Below are 21,620 nucleotides of genomic sequence, written 5' to 3'. Positions count from 1 at the left end.
GTCGGCGACTACGCGGTAGATTGCGCGTGGGACGTTGCGATGCGCCATCCGAGTATGGGTGCGCAGCACGTGCCGTGATTTGCAGGATGGAGTTGTCTCATTGGTGATGCAGGCACGCGCGGCTGGAGATGCCCGGCGACGATGCTCAAAGCAAACTGGGTTCATTGTCACACGTGGTTCGTGAAGGGCTGCTTTCCGAAAATCGGCGATTGACTATGGGGTATTTGGTTAAGAACGGTAAAATCGAAAGTTTTGATGGGATGCATCCAGCTCGCGGATAGCGCGCGCGATCGGGGTGATCCGCTCTGGAAGACGCATGAGGCCAGCAGCATCTGAATAACGTTGGCTTGACATGCCGCCGCTCTCCAAATCAGTTCACGTCACCGCCGACGACATCGGCCGAGAGGCCAGCACGATGGTCATCGAGGCGACTCAGTTCTCATCGGTCTTTGGACCTCCTGCTGATTAAGGCAGGAGGTCCTAGATAAGCGACTTCGGGACATCCAATCATAGATGGAGGTCGCGACGCGCTGCCTCTCTGAGGTACCAAAATCGGATAGTCATTGTCTGGCGATGATCTCGGATCTGATTGTGGTTGCGGTGTATAGAGAAGTTTCCAGCGGGAGGTTCCCGAATGCAAGCTGGCAAAGTAGGTAGTTGGCGCCTGCTTCCTCCATCTGGTTAAGAAGGAGCTGTCGGGCGGAAGCTGGCGTTCCGACGACGCACAATTCGTTATCGAGCGCTGCATCGAAGGTCAGCGGCAGGGTAGGTGGTGTCGGAATGGCGTTCAGCTCGTATACGAATCTAAAGCTCTCGAGCCATCGCTGATAAGCGGTTTCCGCTGCTAGATGGGCGTCTCGGTCAGACTGCGCAATCACGACCATGCGGAGCAGACCAAGAAACGGCTCCCGATCGTCCGCGTCTGTCATGCGCGCCCGATGCGAGCGGAACGCATTCGTAATGTTTCGAACAGCAGAGGAGCGGCCCTGGCACGCCAGATTGGCGCCATTAGCGGCGGCCCACTCCACCGACTCGGCCCGATTGCTCGTGATCCAGGTCGGCGGATACGGACGCTGATGAGGCCTCATGGTCAACGGTATCTCACTCAACTCAAAAAATCGTCCCTGATAGGATAGCGTATGTCCCTTCAACGCGGCATTCAGGATTTCGCTGGCTTCCTCATAACGCTCTGGCGCCGCGTCCGCGCTGATGCCGAAATAGCCCCATTCGGTCGGCAGAGAGCCACGTCCGATACCGAGCTCGAGCCTGCCGCCGCTCAATTGGTCAAGCATGCAGATCTCTTCGAACGCGCGCAAAGGATGATAGAGGTTGAGCAACAGTACCAGCGGACCAATGCGTAGTCTCTGGGTGCGCTGCGCGACGCTCGATAAGAACAGATTTGGCGACGGCCCTCTGCCATGTGGGGTGCAGTGATGCTCGGCTAGGTGATAGGCGTAAAACCCCAGAGAATCACATACCTCCGCCAACTTGAGGCGGTCTTCGTATTGTCGTGCGACATCGCGGCCGTCGTCGTCCAAATGGTCGAAAATGCCGCAGGTTAGTCTGGAAGGAGAGGTACTTTTCACTTGATCGTCTCCGTTTGTGGAACAGGAGTCCCAGTTGCCTGATGCCGTCGATCTCAAAGACGGCTCGTTCGTCGTTCGACTGCTGTTATCTCTTTCGTTGGGTACCGCCTGAGCTTGCACGATGTGATCAGGTCATGAGAATCTGCAAATGGCGGTCTGATCACTACTTTGACAGGAGCTCGCGAAGGGCCGTCACACCGAGCATGTGCTCCACCAGAAGCATCTTTAGCTTCACGTTCTCCTCTTCCAGGGCCCTCAATCGCTTGGCCGCAGGAACGTCCATGCCGCCAAATTTGGCTTTCCAATTGTAGATTGCCGCCTCAGAGATCCTGTGCCTACGAGCTAGATCGGCCGCTTTCGCGCCAGCCTCATGCTCCCTCAATATCGCGATAATGTGCTCTTCCGTGAATCTCGGTCGCTTCATCTGTCCGCCCTTCTTGGGGGAGGACTTGCACTCCAGATAGAGCAAATTGCCAATAGGAGGTCAGCTGCCGCGCGCCAGCACGACGCTTGGGTCGGAGGGTACTCCAGAAGGGTCAAGTTCAGCGAAGTCGGCTGCAACTTCCTGCCTTTCAGGCCCGACAGGCCGAAGGTTGTCCGCGAAGGCATAACGGCGCCCAAAGATGCGGACGCCGATGGCATGGCCGATTACATTGATGTCGAGGATGTTCTGGCTCGTGTGTAGCCAGCCCATTGGCATGTCGCGGCGGCCGGCCTGACGGCGGTTCGCTCCAAGGTGGAGCTTTTCCTCGCATGTCGGCATTGCCGTGCGAGGACGGTGACGAGCCTTCCAGTAAGGCGGCGGACAGCGGGAATGGGGGCCCATTGATGGCAACGCAAGTCACGTGGACGGTTCGGCCGGAGCGCCGATTGGTCGTCTTGCCGTGTGCTGTTCGCAGGACCTCGCACGGCGCGCGCCTGCTCATAGAGTGCAGCGCGCATGTGCGTCTGTCGGTATGCCGGCTCGATGGTGCAAATTGCTGATGCAAACTGAGTTCCATGGCTACGTTGTGGGAAGGAACCACCGGCACTTCGTGATGTCGCCGAGCCGTTGCAGACGGCATAGAGGCCTACTTGAGGAGGAGCCGGTGAACCAAGAAGAGCAACCATCGAGCTGATCAAGACATGCCTGCCAAGGTGGTCGTGCGACACTGAGGGTTTGCACAAGCACTACTTGTTTATCATCGGACGCAACTCATCCCCCAGTGGATCGACGTCAGGCAGCTCTGCCAGCGCTGCAGCGAACGCCAAAAATGCTCCGAAAACCGCGAGTATAAGAGTGCACGCCAGTAGGGCCGCACCAAGGTCGTGAGGGCGTTTCATTCTCGGTATCACTGGTTGAATTGTGGAGGTTACGCGTCGTCCCGATCAGTTCTGCTTGACGGCTTCAACATGCCCGTCGCGCCAGCGGTAAACGAGAAATCCAGTAGCCGCGTTGTCTCCTTTAAAATCAAACAGTATTGGGCCGATCACGGTATCGATCGGCCACGAACGAAGTGCGCTGGCCACTCGTCGAGCATCGAAAGAGCTGGCCCGCTTCGTTGCCTCTGCCCATGCTTGGACTGCTGCATAGGCGTAAAGCGTGTATCCTTCGGCTGACAGATTGGCAGCGTTGAGTCTGGCCACGATGCCGGCAGCTTTGGCGTTCTTGACGGGGTCGGCCATGAAGGTGAACAATGTGCCATTTCCTGCACTGCTGGTGATGGCCCAGAATTCAGAGGTCATCAGTGGATCGTTTGCCATGACGATGAGGCCAGCACCTGCTTCTGACGCCTGGCGTACGATCAGGCCTATTTCGGTATGATAGCCGCCGATATAGGCGACCCGCACCCGATCTTTTTTCATTCTTGAGACCAGTGCTGCGTAATCCTTTTCGCCGGCTATATAGCTTTTTCGAATGACGTGCTCGCCGGATTTCTGAAGCTGTGCCGCAACCACGTCGGCAATGCCCTTCCCCGCCGTGCTCTTGTCGTCGAGCACTGCGATCGTCTCGTTATGGTGATTTGCGTGAATGTACTCAGCTGCAACGAGACCCTGTTGGTCGTCACGGCCACAAATCCGAAACACCGTCTTAAGGCCACGTTCTGTCAGTTGAGGATTTGTCGAGCCAGGTGACATTTGAATGATGCCTGCTTCATCGTAGACGTCAGAGGCCGGAATTGACGAAGAAGAACAAAAGTGACCAACGACTAGCCGGACGCGCTCGGTTGTGAGTTTATTCGCAACTGCGACGGCTTGCTTGGGGTCGCAAGCGTCATCGACGACGGTCAATATCAGCTTGGTATCGGGAAGTATGCCCGACGCGTTCAAAGCCTCGACGGCGGCCGCCGCTCCATCGCGCATTTGTGCGCCAAACGCCGCGCTGCTTCCGCTCATGGGACCAGCTACGGCAATATTGACGTCGGAGGCGCGCGTAGTCGAGCCGACGGCGCAGAAGAGTAGTGCTGCACTGGCAGCTAAAACGTAACGCCGACCCAACATTGTAGGGCTCCAATGTTCAACTGAAGTGAACCGCCAGCGCCGGCGGCTCGATTTGCTTCCAAGCCTGATGTGGTCGCTTCTGCCAAGCGAAGTCGTGCGCGTCAGCTTGGATACACCGCGACCATGATAGAGCCTACAATTTGACGTTACGTGCGGTTCAAGTCCCTTTGTGAGAAACTAATAAACCGTGGTCTCGGCGGAATGATCAGGGAGATCCTGCGCATCCCTGCGCCCACGCCGTCAGTACGGCTGATCCTCCAGCCCCGCAAGGGCGAGGTCGAGATACTGCATAAGAGTAGGATCCCAACCGGCCAGACTGCGAGGGGCACTCAACCGCGCAAGGACCTTCAGGATCGTCGAAACGCGCGAATCGGCTCCGGCGATTTCGCTGATCAGCAGCCGCGCTGCAACCGCCACAGCTTTCGCTCGCTCACCGCAAGGGTGTTCGCCCCGATCCATGCAATCACGCAGTTCGTCGCGAATTCGCCTCCACCGCTCCTCGCGCTCTACAGCCAATTTGCACGTACATCGGGACGTCTGACTACGCGTCTGGACCTTAGACATCGCATCCAAGGTTGCAGGCAGCTCATCTACACTTACCTGGATCTCACTGCCTGTCGTCATGTCGCGTAAACGATCTCGCAACAGGGTCGCTCGAGCGACTTGAAGTTCGATCCGCTCCAAATGTTTGCGCAGCAGGTCAATGAGCGAAGTCGTGCCCTCCATTGCCTTACGTATCTCGTGAAGGGAGAAGCCAAGCTCACGTAACGCGCGAATCTGATGAACCCGTTGGACGCTTTCACGATCGTACATCCGGTGACCGCCGTCTGTACGCTCTGATGCGGCTAAGAGCCCCGTATGCTCATAATGATGCAGCGTGCGTACCGTCACTCCGGTCGCCTCTGCAAGTTCGCCAATGCGCCATCGACGCCTTCGTGGTGTAGCTTTGCTCATGTTGTTCAATTTCAAAGCCTACAACCTGACGTCACGTATGATTCAAGCTATTTCAAAGCTCTAGCTGGATCGTCTTCCATTCCAGCGTAAGAGACGGTGACTATCCTCAGAATGGTTGGCGATCAACCCTTAGGTGAAATGATGATCAACAAGTTCATCAGGCATGCCAGCCTAGACGCGCCGCTCTCTGTACTATCCAAGATGAGTTTGGCGACTGCCGTTCGATTTTCAGGCGTTCGCATCGACGGCGGTAACGCATTGATTGCGCCATCAAAGAGGCGTCCTAAGACAGAGAGTTCTTCTGGATCGAATACGCCGCTGTACTGTTCCAACGGTCGGCTCCTTGTTTGTCATTGCGCCAAGGCGGCGCACGTCGTCAAGACGTTTGGCCGCGGTAGGGCCAAAAGAAGTCAGATCAGCGGCGTAGAGCGATGAAGATGCATGGCGTCTTAAGGTGATGCGACAAGGCAACACAGGCGCGCGGTGTTTTGCAAAATCGCACGAGCGATTCCCGTCATCTGTACAATCGCTCGGCCGGCTGGCCGCGCCTCATGTGCGGCTCGGCGGGCGAATCGGCTCCTCGCATTCGGAGCACGACTGGTTCTGAGCGCGGACGGCACGAGCCCCGAGTTGATCTTGCTCATGTACACGACGCCGCTACGTGAGGCCGCGCTCAAGGGCGGGGCCTGGCCCGTGCGATGTATCGAGCGCTTGGTGCGCCGCTTCTGACGTGTGGCCCCTCTGAAACAACGCAACAGGTGACTTGAACTGCCACCTGCACGTCGGACGCGATGCCAATTTGCAAATCCCGCGACAACGTCATGATCGCCGTCGGCAGCGAAGCCGCTGGACGTGAGTTAGAGCAGGAGAAGTCCAAAGTGCGGCTGTAGAGACAATGCAACGGGATATAGGGGGTGTGCACGTCCTTGAGAAGCTTCACGATAGTCGCGAGGCAACGCTCGTCAGGCGTCCTTCAGTATCTGCTTGCTCCGAAGCGTAGCTCATGGAGCAATCACCACTCGTAGATGTCATGCGAGCCGCCTCCTGCAACAATATCTCTCGCATCCAGATGCTTTCCGGATCGCTGTTCTGAAGGACAGGCCATTGGACCGCTTCAGTAAATGTTGGGAACGGCCGCGGAAGCTCAGCGATCCGAAGGGGCATCGTTGTTTCGAAATGCTTAACGAGCCTTAAAGGCATGGTTCCTATCCGGCTCGTGCCTATCAGCATGGGCGGGATCATGCCGTAGCTCTGTACGAAAATATCGATGCGTCGGTTGAGGCGGCGATCGAGCAGAAACGACTCCTCGATGGGAGGCTTGCGCGCAACACCGAGCTTAACCGCAACATGGCTCATTGACATGTATCGATCAAATGTAAGACGCCGCCGTAGCTCGGCGTTCGTGCTGCAGCCTACGCACACAAGCCTCTCCTCGAACAGGGCTATCCGCGGGTGCGCGCTGGACATGAATAGTTCCGGGAGGATAACAAAATCAAGCTCGCCGCGCCGGAGAAGTTCATCGTGCTCATCGGCGAGCGCCACCAGTTCGAAGCTGACGGCAGGGGCTTCGCGCGCGACACGCTCGGCGACATGTCGGAAGAATACGACCGTTATAAAATCGGAAAGACCGATCCTGAACCGCCGATTCGATTGCGCCGGGTCGAACACGTCCCGCGCGATAATGGAGAGCTCGATGTGCATGAGAGCCTCACGAACGGGCGCCGCCAATCCCTCTGCGCGCGAGGTCGGGACAAGTTCCCGGCCTCTCATCGCAAACAGGTCATCACGGAAATAGGAACGCAGCCGCGCAATGGCTGCGCTCATGGCCGGCTGACTGAGGTTAATCCTGCGTGCAGCTGCGGTGAGGCTGCGCTCAGTCATTAGAGCATCAAGGGCGACGAGAAGATTCAGATCAAGGCCGTTGAAACGCATATCTTATTATCCGACGCGCTCGTCTTTTACAGTGCTTACCATGAGCGACAACGGCCGCATCTGAAGCGGTGTCATTGGCTCGCGCGAATCAACTCAGTTCCTCTCGTGCGATTGCAGAGAAGCTCGCCGAACATCGCAGAATGGCGCGCAGTGCGCTCGGGGACGACGACCTGCGGCTCGAGCCCGTCGGGAGTGCCAACCTGATCGATCTCGTCGATTCCCGGCACTCTCGCAACTCGACTTAGTCGAGTCGCCATTGGCAAACCAGCCTTAGTGCCTATCCCGCCATAGCCAGGAGTTCACGCGATGTGACCCGTCGACGTCCGCCTGCGCAGCGTTGGTCAGGAGGCAAATTACAACCTGACGCAGTGTCAGGTTCAAGCGATTTAATTGGCTTCGCCAAATACCATCGTACTCGAAAGCTCGCGTCCTTCCGCGATGACGTCAAACCTCGCTTGCAGTACAGGCGCACTACACTCTTTGCGGGATCGTTAGGCGCACGGGCCGGCAATCTTTCACAATCCCGGGCCGGCTCGCGCGTGCGTTTTGCAGCATGGCCGTCCGGGAAGTTAAAATGACAAGGCAGACACGTCGAATGATGAGTGGGATATTTGCATCTGCCGGGGCAGCTTGTGGTGGACCTAGCAGCGCCTGCGCGTTGGTAGATTCCGATCTGCAGATCCCATGTTGGACGCCTCCTCCAACAATATCCGCCGCATCCAAATGCTCGCCGGATCGGTATTGTGGAACGCAGGCCACTGCACGGCCTCGGTGAAAGTGGGCAGTGGGAGTGGTGGCTCGACGATCCGCAGGGGCATCCGCTTTTCGAAGTGTCTGGCTAGACGTAAGGGCATTGTTCCTATGCGGCCCGTGTCCAACAATATGGGCGGAATCAGGCTAAAGCCTTGCACAACGACCTCGATGCGCCTTTTCAAGCCGTGCTCGAGCAAGAACCACTCCTCGAGGTTGGGCCTCAGCGCCCGTCCGAACTTGGCGGTGACGTGCCCCATCGAATTGTATTTCTCGAATGTAAGTGGTCGCAATAGCTGCTTGTTCGTGCGGCATCCCACGCATACGAGGGTCTCATCGAATAGCGTCGCCTTAGGATGCGCGCTCGACATGAACAATTCCGGCAAAATGAGAAAATCCACTTCGCCGCGGCGAAGCAGCTCACCGGGTTCATCGGAAAATGGTAGCAATTCGAAGCGCACCGCAGGCGCCTCCTGCGCGATACGATCGACAATTCTCCGAAAAAACACGATTGTCATGAAATCGGAGAGAATGACCCTGAAGCGTCGGCTCGACAGGGTCGGGTCGAACGCATCCCGAGAAATGATCGAGAGTTGGATGTGCAGCAGGGCCTCGCGGACCGGACCCGCAAGCGCCTCCGCGCCGGGTGTCGGGACGAGCTCGCGACCTCTCATCGTAAACAATTCATCGCGAAAGTAGCTGCGCAGCCGCGCGATCGCAGCGCTCATGGCGGGCTGGCTCAGGTTAATTTTGCGCGCCGCCGCTGTGAGGTTGCGCTCCGTCATCAGAGCATCGAGCGCAACGAGAAGGTTTAGATCAAGTCCCTTGAACCGCATGTCGTGAGTCTATCCATCGTATGGATGTGTTCTATCGAAACAATTGATTTTACCAAACTACGGAATGTTGGATAGCAAACATCAGTTTGGAAAATGAATTAGGTATGCCACAATGGCTATTGGTCGTACGCGGGCTCCGAGAAGAAATCCTGGACGTGCGAGCATCTGCCGAATCCGTGTGCGAAGTGGCTATCTCTGCCGCACGCGAGTTGCGCCTCTTGTAGGTGCGACTCTCACGCGATGCGACGTTAGGCAGGCCTCGATAAACCTTCGTATGCGCGTTCCATCCTTTTCCATATCGGCGGTTTACCCGCGTACACTTGAGGGCGTGCTTAGCCTCACCTTAGTGTCGCGACCAAGCGGCGTGCGCAGATCGCAGATGCCGAATATTTCCGGCGACTAGCCAAATGGCGCGCCTGTCCATCGCAATACAAGGCGGGTCGAAGATGCATAGGACCGAAGTTGATCTGGTGCCCGCCGCGTGTGCCCTCGATGAGCTTTTACGCATCGATGGACAGCCCTCAGAGAGGGCAATGCCGATCGTGACCTTGGGCGCGGCGGAGCTCTCCCAGGATGCAGATAGAGTCTGCACAACCCAATCGCCTCAGTGGGATGTCCGGGCATATGTGGACCATGGGATTGCTGGAACGACACGTGCCAGCAGCGCCATCGTCTCGCCGCCAACGATGGCGCCATTCCGATTTAGTCTACTCGCGCGCGACCTAGCGAGAAAAGCCGAGCGCGGATGCCGCATGCCAACACATTCCAGATTGATCAACGGTTCGGCGAACAGCGAGTGTCTTACGTGACTATATCCGCTCTCATCCCTACTGGCGCAGGGAAGTCCGCCATGAATATTGCCGGGTCCCCGTCTGCGGAAGAGCCTTCCGCGCGCACTCAAGTCCAGTGGAGCCTTCGCTGGGAAAGCGAGCTGCAGCTCGCCGATCATGCCGAGCTCGCCGATTTCTTCCGTAAGAGCTATGGGCCGACTGGTGCATTCAATGCACAGCCATTCGAGGGTATTCGAAGTTGGGCCGGCGCAAGGCCTGAAATGCGCGTAATCGGTTACGACGCGCACGGCGTCGCTGCTCATATCGGCCTACTACGCCGCTTCATCAAGATTGATGGCGCCGATCTTCTCGTGGCCGAACTGGGATTGTATGCCGTCCGTCCAGATCTTGAGGGGCTTGGAATCAGCCACTCAATGCGCGTGATGTATCCTGCGCTGCAGGAGCTTGGGGTGCCGTTCGGCTTTGGTACGGTCCGGCCCGCACTTGAGAAGCATCTGACCAGACTGGTCGGAAGGCGAGGGTTGGCAACCCTCATGCCAGGCATTCGCGTCCGCTCCACCCAGGCAGATGTCTACCCCAATTTGTCGCCGATCCGCATCGAAGACGTGCTTGTGGTGGTGTTCCCGGTTGGACGCTCAATGGGCGAGTGGCCGGCGGGAACGATTATCGATCGGAACGGGCCCGAGCTGTGAACGAACTCATCCCCCTATCTGCGGTGCGGTGCAATTACGGCGACGTTAGCGGAAGTCGTTCGGTCTACTTGACCTTCGATGATGGGCCCAATCCATTTTGTACGCCGCTCGTCCTCGATGTCCTGACGCAACATCGGGTCCCCGCGACCTTCTTCGTTATCGGCACGTACGCGGCCGACCAACCTGAACTCATTCGACGAATGATCGCCGAGGGGCACGAGGTTGCGAACCACACGATGACGCATCCCGATCTGTCCAGATGCGAAGCAGCGGAGATACATGATGAGGTGCTAACGGCGAGCAGGGCAATCCGATTGGCATGCCCACAAGCGTTGCCCCGGCACATGCGGGCACCCTACGGCATATGGACCGAAGACGTGCTTGCTACGTCGGCCAAGGCTGGCCTCGCAGCTGTGCACTGGTCGGTCGATCCGAGAGATTGGTCGCGTCCTGGGGTCGATGGCATCGTGAACTCAGTGCTTGCGGCTGTTCGCCCGGGAGCAATTGTGCTCCTGCACGACGGATATCCTCCCAGCGAGGAGAGTTTGTGCACTGACGCCACTTCGCGTGAACAGACGGTGAGGGCGCTGGCATATCTGATTCCGGCACTGCAACTGCGCGGGTTCGAAATCCATCCGCTTCCTCAACTTCACTGAACAAAACTGGCACCCCATGGATCTGCTCGCTACAACCAGCGCTGTCGCCGTTTCGTCTTATGCGCTGCTCTCGACCATCTACAAGAGCGCGCAGGCGCTTTACGCTCAGCCGACGAATCCCTCATCGCTGCAGACCGATCTCGGACAAGCCGGGGTGGTTCTGCCCAGCGTGGATGTCATCGTGCCCTGTTTCAATGAGGACCCAAACACACTCTCCGAATGCCTCGCGTCGATTGCAAGTCAAGACTACGCCGGAAAACTGCGAGTCATTGTGGTCGACGATGGATCCGCAAATCGCGATCTTGTGGGACCCGTACACAAAATCTATGCGAGCGATCCGAGGTTTCGCATCATCTTGATGGCCAAGAACGTCGGAAAGCGCAAGGCGCAGATTGCTGCGATACGCAGCTCTTCCGGCGATCTGGTCCTGAACGTCGACTCGGATACGATCCTTGCCATCGACGTGGTCACAAAGCTTGTATCGAAGATGCAGGACCCCGACGTCGGCGCGGCCATGGGGCAGTTGATAGCGAGCAATCGCAACGAGACCTGGCTGACCAAGCTGATCGATATGGAATACTGGTTGGCTTGCAACGAAGAGCGCGCGGCGCAGGCACGCTTCGGCGCCGTGATGTGCTGCTGCGGGCCGTGTGCCATGTATCGTCGCTCTGCGCTCGCCTTGCTGCTTGATCAATACGAAACGCAATTCTTTCGTGGAAAGCCAAGTGATTTCGGCGAGGATCGCCATCTAACGATCCTCATGCTCAAGGCGGGGTTTCGAACCGAGTATGTCCCCGACGCGATCGCAGCAACAGTGGTGCCGGACAGCCTTGGACCATATCTGCGGCAGCAACTTCGCTGGGCCCGCAGTACTTTTCGGGACACGTTTCTTGCATTGCGCTTATTGCCCGAGCTGGATCGCTATCTGACGCTCGACGTTGTCGGACAAAATCTCGGCCCCTTGCTTCTCGCCTTGTCATCACTGGCAGCCCTCGCACAGTTCGTTATCGACGGGTCGGTGGCCTGGTGGACGGTGCTGACGATTGCGGCCATGACGATGGTCAGGTGCAGTGTGGCAGCGTTCCGTGCTCGCGATATGCGGTTTCTCGGCTTCTCGCTCCACACACCCATCAATATCTTTCTCTTGCTGCCGTTGAAAGCCTACGCGCTTTGTACATTAAGCAATAGCGATTGGTTGTCACGCAAAGTCGCCGTGCAAAGCACAGGAGAAAAGAAGGCCGTCATCCCGCATGCGACCGCCGGAACAAGCTCTGCACGAAGTGGGGTGAGTGCTACCGTAACTCGTAAGTCCGGGCTTTCGCACGGTCCGTCTGGCTTGGCCGCGACCGAGAGTGTTTGCGGTCGCGATCGATCGAGCGCCTATAAATAGGTTGAATGACCCGTGACACCGGACAAGAACCATCAGTTATTGGAGCGCGAATTGGCTGTCGATGATCCATGGCGCCTCGACAGCAATTCGTTCGAGCAGGAGCGATACGCGCAGATGCTGCGGATGTCGCGTTGCAACGGTGACGTTTTGCATGCCCTCGAGGTCGGATGTGCAGCCGGTGCGTTCACCGAAATGCTGGCGCCGCACTGCCAACGGGTCACCGTAGTCGATGTCATGCCTCAGGCGATCGAGCGTGCTCGCCAGCGGACCAAGAGGTGGTCACATATCACGTGGATAACATGCGACATTCAGCAGTTCTCGACCGCTGAGCAGTTCGATCTGATCGTCGTGGCCGAGGTTCTTTACTACCTCAAGGACATCGCCGAGATGCAAGCAGCCATCCTCAACCTGGTGGGTATGCTTGCACCAACCGGCACTCTGGTGTTCGGATCTGCGCGTGATGGGCCGTGTCGACGCTGGGGGCATGCTGCCGGTGCTGAAACAGTGATTTCTCTCTTCAATGAGAGTCTATCCGAAATCGAGCGTCTGCATTGCCATACTGAGTCGGTCAACGAAGACTGTTTGCTCGTGCTGTTCCGCAAACCGACCAACTCGTCAAAACAACCAAATTGCGGTCATTAGGGCCAGGGGGTCATATGCGCATCTGCGGCATCAAGTTAACACATGACGGGGCAATCGCTGTCGTCGAGGACGGGCAGCTTGTCTTTTGCACTGAGCAAGAGAAGCGCGGCAACAATCCACGGTATCAATCCGTCGATAACCTCGATGCAGTTGTGCTCGCGTTGGCTGAGCATGGCCTGGATCCACGAGATATTGATCAGTTCGTCATCGACGGCTGGGATGGGGAGATCGAGTCACAGTTCCAGGTTCTCAGTGGGGCGGTTCCGATCGCGTTGAAGGGGGCGCCATATGTCGAGCGTCATGCCGAGGGCCTTCTAGATTCGGTCGATGGCTATGGCTTGATTCTCGGCGGCAAGGTGTTTTCCTATAAGAGTTACCCGCACGTCACGGGCCACGTCGCCTCGGCATACAGCACCAGCCCGTTTGCCGTTGCCGGAAAACCTGCGTTCTGTCTGGTATGGGATGGCTGCATCTTTCCACGTCTCTACTATGTCGAACCTCGAGGCGCGCGACTCATTGCCAGCCTGTTTCCAATGATCGGTCATGCCTACGCTGCCGCGGGCCTTCATTTCGGGCCTTACAGGCAGCCGAATCGCACCAATTGGGACTTGGGCATCGCCGGCAAGCTTATGGCCTATATTGCGCTTGGCGCTGTCGACGAAACCATCGTGGCTGTGTTTCAGGAGCTTTACGAAAAGCGCTTCGCTGCCGATACGGAGCAGGCCCGTCGCTACCGCGCCGACATCAACAATGCTGAGGCATCGCTTGCCGCCGTGCACGACTTTTTCGAGGCGAGCGCGCTGCGCCTGACGGCCAAGCGAGCCGAAGATGTCCTGGCGTCGTTTCATGTGTTCCTGGAGCGTCTCCTTGTCCGGGAAATCGCGATGGTTCTGCTGCGGCACTCGTCGCTTCCGGGCGCGAGAAACCTATGTGTAGCCGGAGGGTGCGGGCTCAATATCAAGTGGAACAGTGCGCTTCGTGCGACGGGATTGTTCGATGAGGTCTGGGTGCCGCCGTTTCCAAATGACAGTGGCTCGGCGATTGGCGCTGCTTGCAGCGCGATGGCGGCACAAAATGGGTTCGGGCCACTAGAATGGTCAGTCTATAGCGGTCCGGCGCTGCAGGCGAGCGAAAGGCCGTCAGAATGGGAGGCTGTGCCATGCACTCTTCGCGAGCTTGCGGCCATTCTTGCTGACAACAAGCCCGTAATCTTCCTATCCGGACGCGCCGAGCTTGGGCCGCGGGCGCTGGGTGGCAGAAGCATTCTTGCAGCAGCGACCTTGCCGGCAATGAAAGATCACCTCAACGACATCAAGCGGCGCGAGCATTTCCGGCCAGTAGCGCCTATTTGCCTGGAGGATCGGGCGCCGGAGATCTTCAGTCCCGGGACGCCAGATCCTTATATGCTGTTCGATCACCAGACCCGGGCGGAGTGGCGCGATAAGGTCCCCGCTATCGTCCATCTGGATGGCTCCGCGCGGTTGCAGACAGTCGCCCGCAACTCTCCACACAAAATCGCCGAGCTGCTCGTCGAGTTCGAACAGCTCACGGGCATTCCACTGCTCTGCAATACGAGTGCCAACCTCCATGGACGAGGATTCTTCCCGGACGCAGCCGCCGCCTGCCAGTGGGGGTGCGTAGAGCATGTGTGGTGCGACGGCCTGCTCTGGACCAAAACGGTCGTAAGCAAGCCAACGTCGGCTGAACGACTTTTGTCAGCCTAAGATGAACATGTCCACCGCAGCAATCGACCTTGCCGGCGTCAGAAAATCATTTGGCGACAAGATCATCGTCGATGAGCTGTCGTTCTCGGTTGCGCGCGGAGAATGCTTTGGTCTGCTCGGGCCGAATGGAGCCGGCAAGAGCACGATTGCACGTATGCTGCTCGGGATGATCTCGCCGGACGCGGGCAAGATTACAGTCCTCAACGAGGCAGTGCCTGCACGGGCTCGTGTAGCACGTGTGCGCATTGGCGTTGTGCCGCAGTTCGATAACCTCGAACTCGAGTTCACCGTACGCGAGAACCTGCTGGTATTTGGCCGCTACTTCGGCATGAGTGCTCGCAAGGTCGAGACGATCGTACCCTCGTTGCTCGAGTTTGCGCGGCTCGAAAGTAAGGCAGACGTGCGCGTCGCGCATCTGTCGGGCGGCATGAAGCGTCGGCTGACATTGGCACGTGCCCTGATCAATGATCCGCATCTGCTTGTGATGGACGAGCCCACGACCGGCCTGGATCCGCACGCGCGCCACCTGATCTGGGAACGTTTGCGCGTTCTGCTTGCGCGGGGCAAGACAATCCTGCTCACCACTCACTTCATGGAAGAAGCCGAACGCCTATGCGATCGGCTTTGCGTGCTGGAGAGTGGACGCAAGATCGCCGAAGGAAAGCCGGACACCTTGATCGACGAGCATATCGGATGCGACGTGATCGAGATCTATGGCGGTGATCCACATGAGTTCGGTGAACTGCTCAAGCCTTATGCTCGGCACATCGAAGTGAGTGGAGAGACGCTCTTTTGCTATGCGCCCTATCCGGAGCAGGTACGTGTGCAACTGCGCGGCCGAGCGGGTCTTCGCATTCTGCAGCGGCCGCCGAATCTCGAAGACGTGTTCTTGCGGTTGACCGGGCGCGAGATGGAGAAATGAGCGATGGGTGAAAGTTATGCGGCGCTGATGCCCGCTAACGCGTACAATTGGATAGCGGTATGGCGTCGAAACTTTTTGGCATGGAGGAAAGTCGCACTTGCATCGGTTCTCGGCAACCTCGCAGATCCCATAACCAACCTGTTTGGCCTTGGCTTTGGCCTCGGGTTAATCGTGGGCCGCGTTGACGGGACTTCGTACATCGCTTTTTTGGCAGCCGGCATGGTCGCGACCAGCGCCATGACGTCCGCGACCTTTGAAACCATGTACGCAACCTTTGCTCGGATGGATGCCAAGCGTACTTGGGAAGCAATCCTGTCCACACAACTCACGCTTGGCGACGTCGTTCTGGGCGAATTGGTGTGGGCGGCCAGCAAGTCCGTTCTGGCAGGAGCAGCAATCGGGGTTGTCGCTGCGACGCTGGGTTATGCGTCCTGGGCGTCCATTTTGTATGCGATGCCGACGGTGGCCCTGACCGGCCTTGTCTTCGCAAGTTTGGCGATGGTCGTCATATCTCTTGCGCCAAGTTACGACTACTTCGTGTTTTACCAGACGCTAATCCTGACACCCATGGTGTTTCTGTGTGGCGCAATCTTTCCGATGAGCCAACTGCCGAGCTCCTTTCAGCAGGTCGCCGGCTTGTTGCCGCTGGCGCATTCGGTCGATCTCATTCGCCCGGCGATGCTGGAGCGTGCGGCCAGCGGCGGGGCTCTCTTCCATGTCGGTGCGCTCTGCATGTACGCGGTATTACCTTTCTTTGTGTCGACGGCATTGTTTCGGCGCCGCCTGCTGCGTTGACGGAGTTCGCAATGATCTCTGTCTTGGTTGAGGCAGCGTGAGCTGCGACAGGAGCAGCCGCAATGGCTTAATAGGAACTCGATCAAGCCAGGCGTACGCCGCCGGATCGGTCGAGCGGTGCGGGAACGCCGAGCACCTCAATAGGTCGAGCCGGCTCGGCGCCGGGTCGGGCTTCGCAAGAGCATTGGTTGTGCTGCCTGGCCCGCGTGGCCGAGAGGGCGTGACAGTACAGACGATTTAGTTGGGCAGGGCGGTTCGCTTTCCTGTCATGATCAAATGGAGAGCAAGATGTTGTGTCTCGGAGTGAGTGGCGGTCTGGACAGAATCTATCAAAGCTCGGCCGAGCTGCCCAATACATTTCTGCACGATGGCGCTGCGGTGCTCGTGCGGGATGGCCGCGTGCTTGCTGCTGTCGAAGAGGAGCGCCTCAATCGAGTCAAGCACTCCAACAAGTTCCCAAGCAACTCGATCCGATACTGCCTTTCAACTGCAGGAGTTGAGCTTGGCGAGATCGACCGCATCGCGTTCTACGCGACTGAAGCCTACTGCAATACCATGCTCGAGCGGCTGTTTGTTTCTCAGCCCGTGCCGTTGGACGCCAAACTGTTGCTACGTCAGCTGCTGGCAAGGGAGTTCGGCACCGAGGTCGATGCGTCGCGCGTGTCCTTCGTTAATCACCATGAAGCGCATGCCGCGAGCGCGTTTGCCATGTCTGGGTTTGAGCAAAGTCTCATCTTTGCGGTCGACGGCGGCGGAGATTTTCTCTCAGGTCTGCTGGCGGTGGGGACAGGCACCGAAGTTTCGCAACTCGTAAGCTTCCCAGAACATAACTCTCTGGGACTGTTCTATCTCGAGACGATCCGTTATCTCGGCTACGGGTTGTTCGACGAGTACAAAGTGATGGGGCTTGCCCCCTATGGTGACCCTGCTCCCTATCGCGAGCTCTTCGCGCAGTTCTACGAATTGTTGGACAATGGTGGTTATCGAGTCCACCTGGATCGAATCGGCCCGGCCTTGATCCGCAGCATCCAGGTCCGGCGAAAGGGAATGGCATTCACGCAGCAGCACCGAGACGTCAGCGCTTCGCTGCAGGAAGCGCTGGAGCGGATCGTCTTTCATATCCTGCGACATCATCGCGAAGCGACGGGCATGAAGCGCTTGTGCCTGGCGGGAGGCGTAGCTCACAATTGCACGATGAACGGTAAGCTGCTCTATTCCGGCCTTTTCGACGACATCTTCGTCCAGCCCGCGGCGCATGACGCCGGTTGCGCACTTGGCGCTGCATTGATGATGTCAAACGAGCTGGGCCGGCCCGCGCCGCGCGAGCGATTGTCGGACGTCTATTGGGGACCCGATCTCGGGACCGAGCAAGCCATAGAACACGAGCTCAATGCATGGTCCGGCCACCTCGATTTTGAACGTAGCGATGACATCGCAGCCAGTGCAGCCGACTGGATGGCAAATGGCGCAGTCATCGGCTGGGTTCAGGGCCGATCTGAGTTCGGGCCACGTGCGCTTGGCAACCGCAGCATTCTCGCCGACCCGCGGCCGGCGGAAAACAAGAACCGCATCAATGCCATGGTTAAAAAGCGTGAGGGCTATCGTCCGTTTGCGCCATCAGTGCTGGAGGAGGATGCAAGTGAGTTCTTTGAGCTCCCAGCCGGCAAGCGTGAGTTTCCCTTCATGAACTTCGTGGTTCGTGTGCGTGAAGCCCACCATAGCGTGCTTGGTGCGGTCACGCATGTTGATGGCACTGCTCGGCTGCAAACGGTCTCGCGGAGCACAAATCCTGCCTATTGGGATGTCATTAATGCATTCAAGAAGCGAACCGGCATCCCGGTTCTTCTAAACACGTCCTTTAACAACAATGCCGAGCCGATCGTCGATTCCGTTTCAGACGCCATCGTCACTTTCTTGACGACCGACCTGGACGGACTTGTAGTTGGGCCATTCCTCGTCAAGAAGCGGCCGGCAACGCTGCAGGATTGGCGTACACTGGGCGTTTCATTGCCTCCGTATGCATCCCTTCATCGTATTCGCTCCTACATAGCGGAAGATCGTCAGGAAACGGTTTGCGAGATCCGTATGGGACATTCGGGGCGCGAGAGCATGCGTATCTCGCATGAGCTCTTCGACCTGCTGATGCGGATCGAGGGGGAGGCCTCGCTCGGCTGGCTTCTCGACGCCACTATGTTGGACCAGCCCCGGCGCGAAGATCTCGTGAAGGAACTGCGACTTCTGTGGGAGCAGCGCGGCGTTCGGTTGCATCCGCCACGCGCCGCTTGCGTCCGCATTAAACCGCTAGGCGAAGCATAACCGGCGATCATGTGTATGGCCAAGGCTGCGCCTCCATGTACAGGAGGCCAGGCCGAGGTGGAATAGGCACAATAGGCATCCGGGTGAAATCGGGTATATCGGCGCAACGGCTCTAATGGAAGAAAAGAGGCAAGCGTTGAGAGAACCCACTACGAGGATAGCGCTGCCATGAAGTTCTACCGACGCAGCGCGCGAGCAGCTCAAGCGCCGACCATAACGTCGGCCAAGACCATATGTGAGGTGTCTCCAATGACGTCTCTTGTTCAACCAGGAGCCCGGAAGGAGGCGATGCAGATGCTTGGCGGTTCGAAAAACGATCGGTTCGTTGTTTCCCGACGACGTACGGGCTTGGGCGACTGCCTGTGGTCGCTGGCTGCAGCGTGGCGTTTTGCCGAACGGACCGGACGGAAGCTGGTCATCGATTGGCGGGGGTCCTGTTATCTCGATCAACCATTCACCAATGCCTTTCCCGTCTTCTTCGAACCGGTTCAAGACATTGCCGGCGTACAGGTGATCTGCGACGACCAGATCAATCAGCACTCATTTCCTGGACCATTCTTCCCGGCATGGTGGAACAGGCCAGCTATTGATTGCGCCTATCGCCCGGATGAGCAGATTTTCCGGGAACGGGATGAACTCGATCAGCTGTTCCAAAGCGGGCAAGATAGCGATGCAAATACAGTTGTGTGTGACGCCTGCCTGATGTGGCGTTGCGATGAGGAGGCCGAACGAGAGATCTTTCGGAGCATCAAGCCGCGATCCCAAGTGCAGGCACGGATTGATGCCATCTTCCGCGAGCACTTTGCGTCGTACAGCGTGATCGGCATTCATGTTCGGCACGGCAACGGCGAGGATATTATGGGGCATGCGCCCTACTGGGCTGATCCAGAGCGCGCTTTGCAACAGGTCTGTAACGCCATCGACAAGGCCAAGGCGTTACCGCATGCAAAACCGGTCAGGGCGTTCCTGTGCACAGACAGCGCGCTCGTCCTTGAGAGGGTGTCAGCCATGTTTCCCGACGTTTTCACCATCCCAAAGCGCTTCCAGGCGGCTCAGGCCGGGCCGTTGCACAGCGCGGCGCTCGGAGCGGAGGGCGGCTTTTCCGCTCTCATCGAGATGTATCTTCTTGCGCGATGCGATACTGTGATCCGTTTTCCCCCGACGAGCGCTTTCACGCGCTATGCGCGCCTCTTTGCGCCGCGCGTTATAGAATTCGATTTGAACGATCCGCGCCGATTGATCTTGATTGAAGAAGCATCAAAAGAACTCGTGGTTTCATGAAAGTCGTAACCCGTCTCATCGATCGGATCGCCGCGTTTTGCATCGAGCAGTACTGCCACTATGTTTCCGGGCGGCAATTGATCGCCCAAACCGACGCTTCAACGTGCCCTTGCCCTGGAGAAAAGCAAGTTGCGACGGCCGAATGCCGTCCGCTGAAGCTCGATCTTGACAAGAGCAGCGTTAGCGTACCGCCACCGCGTTGACCAGATGGACATCGTCCTCGGCTTTGCCTCACGAGGACCCGCAAGTGAAAGCGTCTCGGTGGTTCGTCGCGGATTAGGTTTTCGAAGGAGGTTACGTTGAGCCGGTGAGTTCCGTTGCCGGGGGCCAGTCGCTCGCGCGGACGGACCCTTCGGGTTCGAGCATTGAGTTGGACATTCAGTGCGCCAGCTCGTGATCGCGCAACCAATCAGCGCAGCAATTTGCTGCGATGAGCTCGGTATCAGTTGCGAGAAAACCTAACGTATGGAGTTCGTGCGTCAGGTTTCGTTTCGTGCCGACACGGTTACTGGGTGTCTGCACCATCGTGAACAATCGTTGCCTCGACGAGGAGCGTTCTTTATCCGCTCGCTGCTTCGGATCCCGATCACGAGAGAGCGCAGTGTGGTGTCTGGTCCTAGCAGTGACCGAGTGTGCTCCAGGCATTGTGTGGGTGATGCACCATCGATGTTGCAAAGCACACGCACCATGTCGCGAATCCGCCAAGCTTTTGGAGTGCGCGACATTAGGACGCAAAACCGGAGCGTCTTTGCGTGCATCGGAGTGGCCCAAATCCTGCTACGCGTTCGCCAGCGGCGCTACAGGAGAGGAGGCGGGCGTGGGTCTCGATCTGCCAAATGACGATCTGATCGCAGGTCCGCTGCCCGAGACACATTTGGGCTGTCCCTTTCGCGCCGATGAAGCCCGCCTCCATCAGGGAGAGCAGAAGGCGATGTTGCTGACTGGGGCATCGCGCGGAATTGGGCATGCCACTGCCAAGCTGTTTTCGGAGGCAGGTTGGCGCATCATTTCTTGCGCGCGCCAGCCATTCGATGGCGCGCGGTGCCCGTGGGACTCCGGGCGCGAGGATCATGTCCAGGTCGACCTTAGCGATCATCAAATGCTGCCGCGCTTGATCGCGCAGGTGAAGGAACGCTTGGCGGGCGGGCCCTTGCACGCACTAGTGAACAACGCCGGCATCTCGCCGAAGACGTCCGATGGTGACCGACTGACGTCGTTGACGACGTCAACCGAAATCTGGATGAGAGTATTCCATCTGAATCTCGTGGCCCCGATCCTGCTGGCGAGGGGGTTATTTGACGAGCTAAGGGCCGCGTCAGGATCGATTGTCAACGTGACGTCGATCGCTGGTTCGCGAGTGCACCCGTTTGCCGGTAGCGCCTACGCGACGTCGAAGGCTGCGCTTGCGAGTCTCACACGCGAAATGGCCCACGATTATGCGCCGCATGGCGTTCGCGTGAACGCGATCGCGCCCGGCGAGATCAGAACGGACATGTTGTCGCCCGACACGGAAGCGCGTCTTGTGCCAAACATCCCGTTGCGCAGAGTGGGAACACCCGACGAAGTGGCCAAGGTCATCTTCTTCCTATGCTCGGATGCCGCAAGCTATGTTACGGGGGCCGAGGTGCCGATCAATGGTGGGCAACATCTGTGAATCGACCAAGCCTGGCAACGCAGCTGACTTAAGCCTCAGCGCTGGAGTTCGTGTTCTACGCTGACGTCGCGCACCTATTCCGAAAAAAGATGAAATCAAGCCACTGTAAGGTTACCGTCGTGCCATGAAAAGGTGTTACGCTTCCATGTCATCTCGTTAATTCGTAACGCTAGATCGAGCATGACATGCAAAACGAAGCTCGCAAATCCGAACAAGGT

17 protein-coding genes and 1 pseudogene are annotated in these 21,620 nt (G+C 57.9%); 10 read left to right on the top strand and 8 right to left on the bottom strand.

The features are described 5' to 3' along the window. Window positions 1–560 precede the first annotated feature (560 nt). From QA635_RS32370 to nodD1, 8 genes and pseudogenes are all read right to left on the bottom strand, one after another. Window positions 561–1,586, bottom strand: a complete 1,026-nt coding sequence (locus tag QA635_RS32370; RefSeq protein ID WP_283063696.1) for an LLM class flavin-dependent oxidoreductase — start codon at window positions 1,584–1,586, stop codon at window positions 561–563. A gap of 166 nt (window positions 1,587–1,752) precedes the next feature. Next, window positions 1,753–2,010 (bottom strand): annotated as a pseudogene (locus QA635_RS32365) (transposase); the annotation flags it as partial. A gap of 60 nt (window positions 2,011–2,070) precedes the next feature. Continuing rightward, window positions 2,071–2,280, bottom strand: coding sequence for a hypothetical protein (locus tag QA635_RS32360; RefSeq protein ID WP_283063695.1), 210 nt, complete (start codon window positions 2,278–2,280; stop codon window positions 2,071–2,073). A gap of 674 nt (window positions 2,281–2,954) precedes the next feature. Further along, entirely contained in the window at window positions 2,955–4,067 is a 1,113-nt protein-coding gene (locus tag QA635_RS32355) for a branched-chain amino acid ABC transporter substrate-binding protein (protein ID WP_283063694.1), read from the bottom strand. A 240-nt stretch (window positions 4,068–4,307) separates the two neighbouring features. After that, the gene (locus tag QA635_RS32350; protein WP_341850447.1) at window positions 4,308–5,021 is read right to left on the bottom strand and encodes a MerR family transcriptional regulator; all 714 of its coding nucleotides are present in this window, start codon (window positions 5,019–5,021) and stop codon (window positions 4,308–4,310) included. A gap of 122 nt (window positions 5,022–5,143) precedes the next feature. Continuing rightward, complete coding sequence (locus QA635_RS32345; RefSeq protein ID WP_283063692.1) at window positions 5,144–5,353, bottom strand: hypothetical protein; 210 nt, start codon at window positions 5,351–5,353, stop codon at window positions 5,144–5,146. Window positions 5,354–5,957: 604 nt separating this feature from the next. Beyond that, window positions 5,958–6,953 carry a transcriptional regulator NodD2 gene (gene nodD2 / locus QA635_RS32340; RefSeq protein WP_283063691.1) on the bottom strand — a complete coding sequence of 332 codons (996 nt, stop codon included), beginning with the start codon at window positions 6,951–6,953 and terminating at the stop codon, window positions 5,958–5,960. 641 nt (window positions 6,954–7,594) lie between these two features. Continuing rightward, window positions 7,595–8,539: a transcriptional regulator NodD1 gene (nodD1, locus tag QA635_RS32335; RefSeq protein ID WP_283063690.1), complete on the bottom strand. Its 945-nt coding sequence runs from the start codon at window positions 8,537–8,539 to the stop codon at window positions 7,595–7,597. Between the two features lie 850 nt (window positions 8,540–9,389). Here nodD1 and QA635_RS32330 point away from each other — a divergent pair. The 10 genes from QA635_RS32330 (at window position 9,390) to QA635_RS32285 (ending at window position 21,402) form a co-directional block, all read left to right on the top strand. Continuing rightward, a complete protein-coding gene (locus QA635_RS32330) occupies window positions 9,390–10,022 on the top strand; it encodes a NodA family N-acyltransferase (RefSeq protein ID WP_283063689.1) in 633 nt (210 codons plus the stop codon). Beyond that, window positions 10,019–10,678 carry a chitooligosaccharide deacetylase NodB gene (gene nodB, locus QA635_RS32325; RefSeq protein WP_283063688.1) on the top strand — a complete coding sequence of 220 codons (660 nt, stop codon included), beginning with the start codon at window positions 10,019–10,021 and terminating at the stop codon, window positions 10,676–10,678. Before QA635_RS32330 ends, nodB begins: the two co-directional genes overlap by 4 nt. A 16-nt stretch (window positions 10,679–10,694) precedes the next feature. After that, the gene (gene nodC / locus QA635_RS32320; protein WP_283063687.1) at window positions 10,695–12,068 is read left to right on the top strand and encodes a chitooligosaccharide synthase NodC; all 1,374 of its coding nucleotides are present in this window, start codon (window positions 10,695–10,697) and stop codon (window positions 12,066–12,068) included. A gap of 12 nt (window positions 12,069–12,080) precedes the next feature. After that, entirely contained in the window at window positions 12,081–12,710 is a 630-nt protein-coding gene (gene nodS, locus QA635_RS32315; protein WP_283063686.1) for a nodulation methyltransferase NodS, read from the top strand. Between the two features lie 14 nt (window positions 12,711–12,724). Then, complete coding sequence (nodU, locus tag QA635_RS32310; RefSeq protein WP_283063685.1) at window positions 12,725–14,434, top strand: nodulation protein NodU; 1,710 nt, start codon at window positions 12,725–12,727, stop codon at window positions 14,432–14,434. Window position 14,435: 1 nt separating this feature from the next. Beyond that, the gene (nodI, locus tag QA635_RS32305; protein WP_283063684.1) at window positions 14,436–15,356 is read left to right on the top strand and encodes a nodulation factor ABC transporter ATP-binding protein NodI; all 921 of its coding nucleotides are present in this window, start codon (window positions 14,436–14,438) and stop codon (window positions 15,354–15,356) included. A gap of 3 nt (window positions 15,357–15,359) precedes the next feature. Continuing rightward, on the top strand, window positions 15,360–16,151 hold the full coding sequence (locus tag QA635_RS32300; RefSeq protein ID WP_283063683.1) for an ABC transporter permease: 792 nt from the start codon (window positions 15,360–15,362) through the stop codon (window positions 16,149–16,151). A gap of 288 nt (window positions 16,152–16,439) precedes the next feature. Continuing rightward, window positions 16,440–18,467 (top strand): carbamoyltransferase family protein, encoded by a 2,028-nt coding sequence (locus QA635_RS32295; protein ID WP_283063682.1) that lies wholly within the window; start codon window positions 16,440–16,442, stop codon window positions 18,465–18,467. Window positions 18,468–18,635: 168 nt separating this feature from the next. Beyond that, window positions 18,636–19,748, top strand: coding sequence for a nodulation protein NodZ (locus QA635_RS32290; protein ID WP_283063681.1), 1,113 nt, complete (start codon window positions 18,636–18,638; stop codon window positions 19,746–19,748). An 817-nt stretch (window positions 19,749–20,565) separates the two neighbouring features. Then, entirely contained in the window at window positions 20,566–21,402 is an 837-nt protein-coding gene (locus QA635_RS32285; RefSeq protein WP_283063680.1) for an SDR family NAD(P)-dependent oxidoreductase, read from the top strand. Window positions 21,403–21,620: the final 218 nt, after the last annotated feature.

Origin of the sequence: Bradyrhizobium brasilense (assembly GCF_029714345.1) — a bacterium.
Lineage (GTDB): Bacteria > Pseudomonadota > Alphaproteobacteria > Rhizobiales > Xanthobacteraceae > Bradyrhizobium > Bradyrhizobium australafricanum.
Note: the sequence above shows the minus strand (reverse complement) of the source record. Positions and strands in the feature narration are given on the sequence as shown.

Coding starts and splice junctions, on each gene's coding strand:
- QA635_RS32360 (WP_283063695.1), bottom strand. CDS start 2,280: ATGGGCTGGCTACACACGAGCCAGAACATCCTCGACATCAATGTAATC.
- QA635_RS32355 (WP_283063694.1), bottom strand. CDS start 4,067: ATGTTGGGTCGGCGTTACGTTTTAGCTGCCAGTGCAGCACTACTCTTC.
- QA635_RS32350 (WP_341850447.1), bottom strand. CDS start 5,021: ATGAGCAAAGCTACACCACGAAGGCGTCGATGGCGCATTGGCGAACTT.
- nodD2 (WP_283063691.1), bottom strand. CDS start 6,953: ATGCGTTTCAACGGCCTTGATCTGAATCTTCTCGTCGCCCTTGATGCT.
- nodD1 (WP_283063690.1), bottom strand. CDS start 8,539: ATGCGGTTCAAGGGACTTGATCTAAACCTTCTCGTTGCGCTCGATGCT.
- QA635_RS32330 (WP_283063689.1), top strand. CDS start 9,390: ATGAATATTGCCGGGTCCCCGTCTGCGGAAGAGCCTTCCGCGCGCACT.
- nodC (WP_283063687.1), top strand. CDS start 10,695: ATGGATCTGCTCGCTACAACCAGCGCTGTCGCCGTTTCGTCTTATGCG.
- nodU (WP_283063685.1), top strand. CDS start 12,725: ATGCGCATCTGCGGCATCAAGTTAACACATGACGGGGCAATCGCTGTC.
- nodI (WP_283063684.1), top strand. CDS start 14,436: ATGAACATGTCCACCGCAGCAATCGACCTTGCCGGCGTCAGAAAATCA.
- QA635_RS32300 (WP_283063683.1), top strand. CDS start 15,360: ATGGGTGAAAGTTATGCGGCGCTGATGCCCGCTAACGCGTACAATTGG.
- QA635_RS32295 (WP_283063682.1), top strand. CDS start 16,440: ATGTTGTGTCTCGGAGTGAGTGGCGGTCTGGACAGAATCTATCAAAGC.
- QA635_RS32290 (WP_283063681.1), top strand. CDS start 18,636: ATGAAGTTCTACCGACGCAGCGCGCGAGCAGCTCAAGCGCCGACCATA.